This window comes from Rubneribacter badeniensis (genome assembly GCF_002899695.1).
Classification (GTDB): domain Bacteria; phylum Actinomycetota; class Coriobacteriia; order Coriobacteriales; family Eggerthellaceae; genus Rubneribacter; species Rubneribacter badeniensis.
In genome coordinates, this window is record NZ_PPEL01000024.1 from 26,874 (window position 1) to 32,894 (window position 6,021).

Sequence of the window (6,021 nt, forward strand, 5' to 3'; positions counted from 1 at the left end):
GTGGTTCCCTTTCTCCTTCGTTCGACGGGCGCTCCGATTCGTCGAAGGCCCGTTTGAGCATAGGGCGGCGGCATCCTTGGGGAAAGTGGCAACCGAGGGTGATTCGCGCGAACGGAGGGGGAGTTTTTTACCCCTTTGCCACATGGGTCGACGATGGTACCCTTCTTCTCCGAAGGGAGGGGCATGCAGGATCGCGCTAAGATGATCGGCGGGGCGGCTTTCGTGCAGACGTTGTTCTGGACGTGGTTCTTCTGCCTGCGTTATACGACGGCCCTCGAGTTCGATTTCCGAGAGTGCGCTGCGATGGTGGGCGTTTCCTTCGCGGTGGCGATAGGCATGGCGCTGCGCTCGCGGTTCGGGGGGGGGCGTACGCCCATCGCGTGGGGGTGGTGGCGTGCGGGGCATCGCTTGCGACGGCGGGGACTGCCGCAAAGACGGGCCTGATGCTGCTGACGCTCGATCCGCTTGTGCGGGAGGTTGTTCGCTTGTTGGCGTGCGCGTGCATCGGGGCGAGCATGTCGGTGCTCTTCATAGTTGCGATGGAGTGCCTCTCGGGTTTGGGGATACGCAGCGTCGGCAAAGCGCTCTCCCTCACCCTTCTCGGGGTGGCGGGCCTTTCGGCGGCGTTGTCGTCGCTTCCGGTTGGGCCGTTCGCTCTCGCCGCAAGCGTCTTGCCCGTTCTGATGGGCGTCGCGTTGATCGCTCGACGGGCGTTCGGGCGGAAGTCTCCCCTCGGGGCTTCCGTTCGCGAGACGCCTCCCCTTGCCCGCGAGAAGCTCGTCGTTCCCGTCAGGCCCATGATCATGATGGCGGCGGCCGAGTTCGCCGGGTGCTTCGCGACCTTCCCGTTCGCGGACGAGCGCACCTCTTCGCTGTCGCTGGCGTTGGGGTGCGCGTGCGTGTCGCTTGTGTTTCTGGTCGGGTGCTTCGCGCTGGCCGATCGCTTCGATGTGAGGATGCTCTACCAAGTGTCGCTCCCGCTCATGGCCGGAGGGCTGCTCCTTGGCCCTTTGCTCTCGCAGCAGGCGCAGATCGTGTCGTGCGCGTTCGTGAACGCGGGCGTGCTCGGGTTTCTCCTCCTTTCCGTCATGGTTCTCAACGAGAACTGCCGCTGTCACGGGGTGCCTTCCGCATGGGCGTACGGCTTCCTCCGCTGCGCGCTTTTGCCCAGCCAGCTTGTCGGGGCGTGGCTTGTCTTCGCGGTGGGGGAGGGGCTGTTCGACTGGATGAAGGTGGAGGCGCTCTATTCGATCTCGATGCTGTTGATCGTGGTGTCTTCTATGACCTTCCTGAACGAATACAACTTCATCCGAAGTTGGAGGCTGTCGCGCGAGGAGCCGGTCGGCACCTGCTCGCAAGACGCGCTCAACTCGCAGGTGGCGCGCTGCGCGCTGCTCGCCCGCGCGTTCGGTTTGAGGCGAAGGGAGGAGGAGGTCGTGGCGCTTGTGGCGCAGGGCAGGACGGTGCCGCAGGCGGCCGACGAGCTGTTCATATCGAGGGAGACGGCGAAAACCCATATGAAGCATGCGTACGCGAAACTCGGAATCCACACTAAGGGCGAGCTGCTGGATCGCGTTTACGGACAGGGGTCGGCGGGATCCGTCGGACACGGCGCGGAGGTCTCGGAAGACGGGGCGGGCAGCCGGTGACGTCGGCCGCTGTCGGGCGGGCTGCCGGTGACGCCGGGCGCTGTCGGGCGGGCTGCTGGTCGGGCGCGAATCGCGAGGGTCTGAGCTGCTCGCCGCTCCGGTGCGCCGGAGAAGGGGCGTGCGAGGTCCGGTTGCCGCCCGGCGCGTTCGTGCGCCCTTCCCCGGAGCCGGAAGGGATGCGCGAAGGATTTCGCGTGAGGATGTTCCAATGTAATCCTAGGTTTTTGCTAGAATTAAAGGGGAATGGATTCCCAGGGGTCGGTCGCGTGCGGATTTCGGCGGCAGAGGCGGCGATGGCTGCGGAGGGGCGGCCTCCCGAGGCGCGTTCGGAAGGGCGTTGTCTTACGGGGCGGCGACTGTGGAGGCGGGACCCCTTGCCTCCTTCGATCACATGGCGCCGGGAAGGATAGCGCCCGCCTGCACAGGCCCCGCCGCCTTCGGAGGGCCGAGGCTGCCGAGACATCCGGCTTCGTGCGGCCAAGGCCGTGCGAGTGAGCGTCGATGCGGCTGCTTCGACCGAAGCGCTCGTTCGGTTTCGAGGGTGCGGGGTTCGATGGGCTGGGCTCTGGGATTCGGACGGCCTTGGCGGTCGAGGGGCTCGGGCGGCTGCGGAGCGCATGGATGTTCGCGCTGCATCTCGCCTTGCGCGGTGCGATGCGGATCGGGCGCGGAGGGCCATGCGGGTCGGGGCGCTCGCCCGCCTGCGACCTAGTGTTGGAAACGTGCGCGAGAGAGGAATGGCGACGATGCTCGTGTCGACGAAAGGGCGCTATGCGCTGAGGCTCATGGTGCGGATTGCTCAGCTCGAATCGAGGGGCAGGGTGGCGTTGCGCGAGGTGTCGGAGCACGAAGGCATTTCCCTCAAGTACCTTGAACAGCTCGCCCGTCCGCTCGTGCAGGCGGGGCTTTTGCGCAGCGTGCGCGGGAAGGGGGGAGGTTACGCGCTTGTGAACGACCCCTCGACCGTGAAGGTTGGCGATGTCTTGCGCGCTGTGGAGGGCACGACTGCGCCGGTGGCGTGTCGTGCCCTCGAGGAGGGCGCGATGTGCCCGCGGGAGAGCTCGTGCGCCACCGTCCGGTTTTGGGAGGGCTTGGGCGAGGCGATCGAGCGCTATGTGGACGGTGCGACCCTCGCCGACCTCGCTTTCCCCGGCGCTTCCGCAAGCACCTGCCTCGATTGACGCCCTCGCCTTGACCGGCCGGAGGCGGCTTCCCCTCTCGATTTCGCCCCTTCTTCGGCTTTCTTGCCGCGTCGCGCGCTCGGCCTTCGGGTGCTTGGCGGGCGGGCGCGAAGCGATGCGCCCTCTTTGCGATTCTGACGCGTTCGCAACGCGGGCGCTACGGCTCGTCTTATGATGCGCCCCCCGGTCGGGATGGCGCGGCTTCCGCTCCTACAATGACGGAAACGCGTATCGCGCACGCATCGAAGGAGTCGCATGAAACGGGTAATCGTCATCGGGGCCGGCATCGGCGGCCTCGCGGCGGCCGTACGGTTGCAGCACGCCGGCTACGAGGTCGCCCTCTACGAAAAGGAGCCGCAGGTTGGCGGGAAGATGAGCCGTATCCGCGGGGACGGGTTCACCTTCGACGTCGGTCCCACCATCGTGATGATGCCCGCGTTGTACCGCGAGGCGTTCGAAGCGTGCGGGCGCGACGCCGACGATTACATTCCCATGGAGAAGGTCGAGCCGCTCATGGACGTCTCGTTCGGTCCGAACGAGCGGCTGCGCCTGTCGAACGACCTCTCGTCCGTCACCGAGGCGGTCGAGGCCGTGAGCGAGCGCGACGCGCAGGGCTACTTTACCTACCTCGCGCTGCTCTACAAACGCTACCTCATCGCGAAGGACAACTTCCTCGAGAGGTCGTTTCGCGGCCCGCTCGATTTCTACAATCCGAAGAGCCTCGTGGCGGGCGCTCGGCTGCACACGCTCGGGGACGCGTACTCGTCGGTGTCCAAATACGTGAAGGACGACCGGCTGCGCAAGGCGCTCGCGTTTCAGACGCTCTACATCGGCATCTCCCCCTACGAAGGGCCGTCGCTGTACATGATCATCCCGATGATCGAGCTTCTGTACGGCGTGTGGTTCATGAAGGGCGGCATGTACGCGATGGCTCAGGGCCTCGAGCGCCTGTTCCTCGAACAGGGTGGCGAGCTGCACCTTTCGACTCCGGTGGATCGCATCGCGATCGAGTTCGGCGGCGCGCGCGGCGTGGAGGCGGGCGGGAGGCTCGACCGGGCCGACTACGTGGTGTGCGACGCCGATTTTCCCTACGCGATGAAGCGCCTCGTGGGCGATGCCCGGGCGCGCGGGAAGTACACCGACGCCAAGATCGACTCGATGTCCTACTCGTGCTCGTGCTTCGTGCTCTATCTGGGCCTCGACAAGCGCTACGAGACCGATGCGGTGCATTCTATCCGCTTCGCGCCCGACTTCGAGCGCAATGTGGCCGACCTTTTCGACGACGAGCGCTTTCCCGACGACCCCTCGTTTTACTGCTACGCGCCCTGCTCCCTCGACGCATCGCTCGCGCCTGAGGGCTGCCAGACGCTTTACGTGCTCGTTCCGGTGCCGCCGTTGTCGGCGAACGGGCCCGCCTGGGGGCCTGCCGAGGTTGCCGCTCGACGCGATCTGGTGCTCGACCTCGTGGAGCGCGAGACGGCTTACGGCGACGTGCGCGACCATATCGTGTTCGAACGCGCATTCACCCCGCTCGACTTCGCCGAGCGGTTCAACGCGTGCAACGGCGCGACGTTCGGCTTGCGTCCCACCCTGTTCCAGAGCAACTACTGGCGTCCTCACAACAAGGCGTCCGCGTGCGACAACCTGTACTTCTGCGGCAGCAGCGTGCATCCTGGCGCGGGCGTGCCCATCGTGCTTCTGAGCGCGAAGCTCGCCGTCGAGGAGCTTCTGCGCGACGACGGACGCGCGGCCGGGGCGGAGGGCGGCCGATGAGCGCGGTGGTCGACGCGCTCTTTGCCGAGCGGGAGGGGGACTTCGCTTGGTGCGAGTCGGTGATCGCGCGCAATTCGAGCAGCTTCCACCGGGCGTTCTCGGGGCTTCCGAAGCAGAAGCGGCAGGGCGTGTACGCGCTCTACGCGTTTTGCCGCGTTGCCGACGACTGCGCTGACCGCGAAGCGGACGAGGCTTCTCTCGACGCTCTGCGCGGCGAGCTCGACCGATTCTGCGCGGGCGAGGTCGCCGACACGCCTTTGTGGCGCGTGATGGAGGCCGTGTTCCTGGCGTTCGACATCGACGAGGGCCCTTTCTACGACATGATCGAGGGGCAACGGCGCGATCTGGCGTTCCGCCAGCCGGCCACCATGGAGGAGCTGGAGGAGTACGCCTATTATGTGGCGGGTTCGGTGGGGCTCATGCTGCTGCCGCTTCTGCGCGCGTCCGCGCCGACGGGCGGGCGTCTGCGCGAGAGCGGCGTGGCGCTCGGCGTGGCCATGCAGCTCACGAACGTTCTGCGCGACGTGGGCGAGGATCTCGAGCGCGGGCGCGTGTACCTGCCCGTATCGGTGCTCAAAGAGGCGGGTTGCACGCTCGACGGGCTTCGCGCGCACCGCGTCGACGATTCGTTTCGCCGTGCGTGGGAGGTCGTCGCGCGGCGCTCCGAGGAGCTGTACCGTCCGATGGAGCGCGACGTGTTCGAGCTGGACGAGGACAGCCGCCTTCCCACGCTTTCTTCGCTCGTGCTGTACCGGGCCATCATGGACGAGGTGCGCGCCTCGGGCTACGCGTGCCTGACGAGGCGCTGCTCGGTGCCGGAGCGCTCGGCGCGCCGGCTCGTGGCGGCCGCAGCGAACGCGCTTTCCGAGGGGCGGTGAGCCTGGTGGGAGATGCTGTGGGGGTTGCGCTGTCGGGAGCGTACGTGCTGGTCGTGCTCGCGGCGGCGTGGCTGCTCTCGAGAGCGGGCGCATCGGCCGAGACGGCGCGCAAGGTCGTCCACATCGGGCTGGGAGGCTGGTGGGTCATCGCGTCGCTGCTCGTCGGCTCGGCGCTGTGGGCCGCTGCGCTGCCGGCGGCGTTCGTCGTCGTGAACGGCATCGCGTACCGCACGCGGCGCCTTTCGTTCATGGCGCGAGAAGAGGGCGAGGACACGCCGGGCACCGTGTACTACGCGGCTTCCCTTGCCGTGCTCGCGTTCTGCGCGTTCGGCGTCGGCGAACCATACGTGGGCGCGCTCGGCGTGTTCTGCATGAGCTTCGGGGACGGCCTCGCGGCCGTGGCGGGACGACGCTTCGGTCGGCGGCGGATCGCCATCGCGGGCGGCGGCAAAACCGTCGCGGGCAGCGCGGCGATGTTCGTCGCGAGCTTTCTCTCGTGCGCGTTCGTGCTGGTAGCCGCACCGCCGGTAGGGGCGGGCG

At 67.3% G+C, this 6,021-nt stretch carries 6 protein-coding genes; all 6 read left to right on the plus strand.

The window, feature by feature from the left end:
• Nucleotides 1–183: 183 nt before the first annotated feature.
• Nucleotides 184–444, plus strand: coding sequence for a hypothetical protein (locus C2L80_RS05850; protein ID WP_103262837.1), 261 nt, complete (start codon nucleotides 184–186; stop codon nucleotides 442–444).
• The gene (locus tag C2L80_RS05855) at nucleotides 444–1,649 is read left to right on the plus strand and encodes a response regulator transcription factor (RefSeq protein ID WP_103262838.1); all 1,206 of its coding nucleotides are present in this window, start codon (nucleotides 444–446) and stop codon (nucleotides 1,647–1,649) included. Before C2L80_RS05850 ends, C2L80_RS05855 begins: the two co-directional genes overlap by 1 nt.
• Nucleotides 1,650–2,395: 746 nt before the next feature.
• Nucleotides 2,396–2,830 carry an RrF2 family transcriptional regulator gene (locus C2L80_RS05860; protein ID WP_087194211.1) on the plus strand — a complete coding sequence of 145 codons (435 nt, stop codon included), beginning with the start codon at nucleotides 2,396–2,398 and terminating at the stop codon, nucleotides 2,828–2,830.
• 255 nt (nucleotides 2,831–3,085) lie between these two features.
• Nucleotides 3,086–4,603 carry a phytoene desaturase family protein gene (locus C2L80_RS05865; RefSeq protein ID WP_087194212.1) on the plus strand — a complete coding sequence of 506 codons (1,518 nt, stop codon included), beginning with the start codon at nucleotides 3,086–3,088 and terminating at the stop codon, nucleotides 4,601–4,603.
• A complete protein-coding gene (locus C2L80_RS05870) occupies nucleotides 4,600–5,481 on the plus strand; it encodes a phytoene/squalene synthase family protein (protein ID WP_103262839.1) in 882 nt (293 codons plus the stop codon). The genes C2L80_RS05865 and C2L80_RS05870 overlap by 4 nt, the downstream gene beginning before the upstream one ends.
• Nucleotides 5,478–6,021, plus strand: a 544-nt coding sequence (locus C2L80_RS05875; RefSeq protein WP_420820261.1) for a diacylglycerol/polyprenol kinase family protein, incomplete at its 3' end; no start/stop codon positions are given. The genes C2L80_RS05870 and C2L80_RS05875, both read left to right, overlap by 4 nt.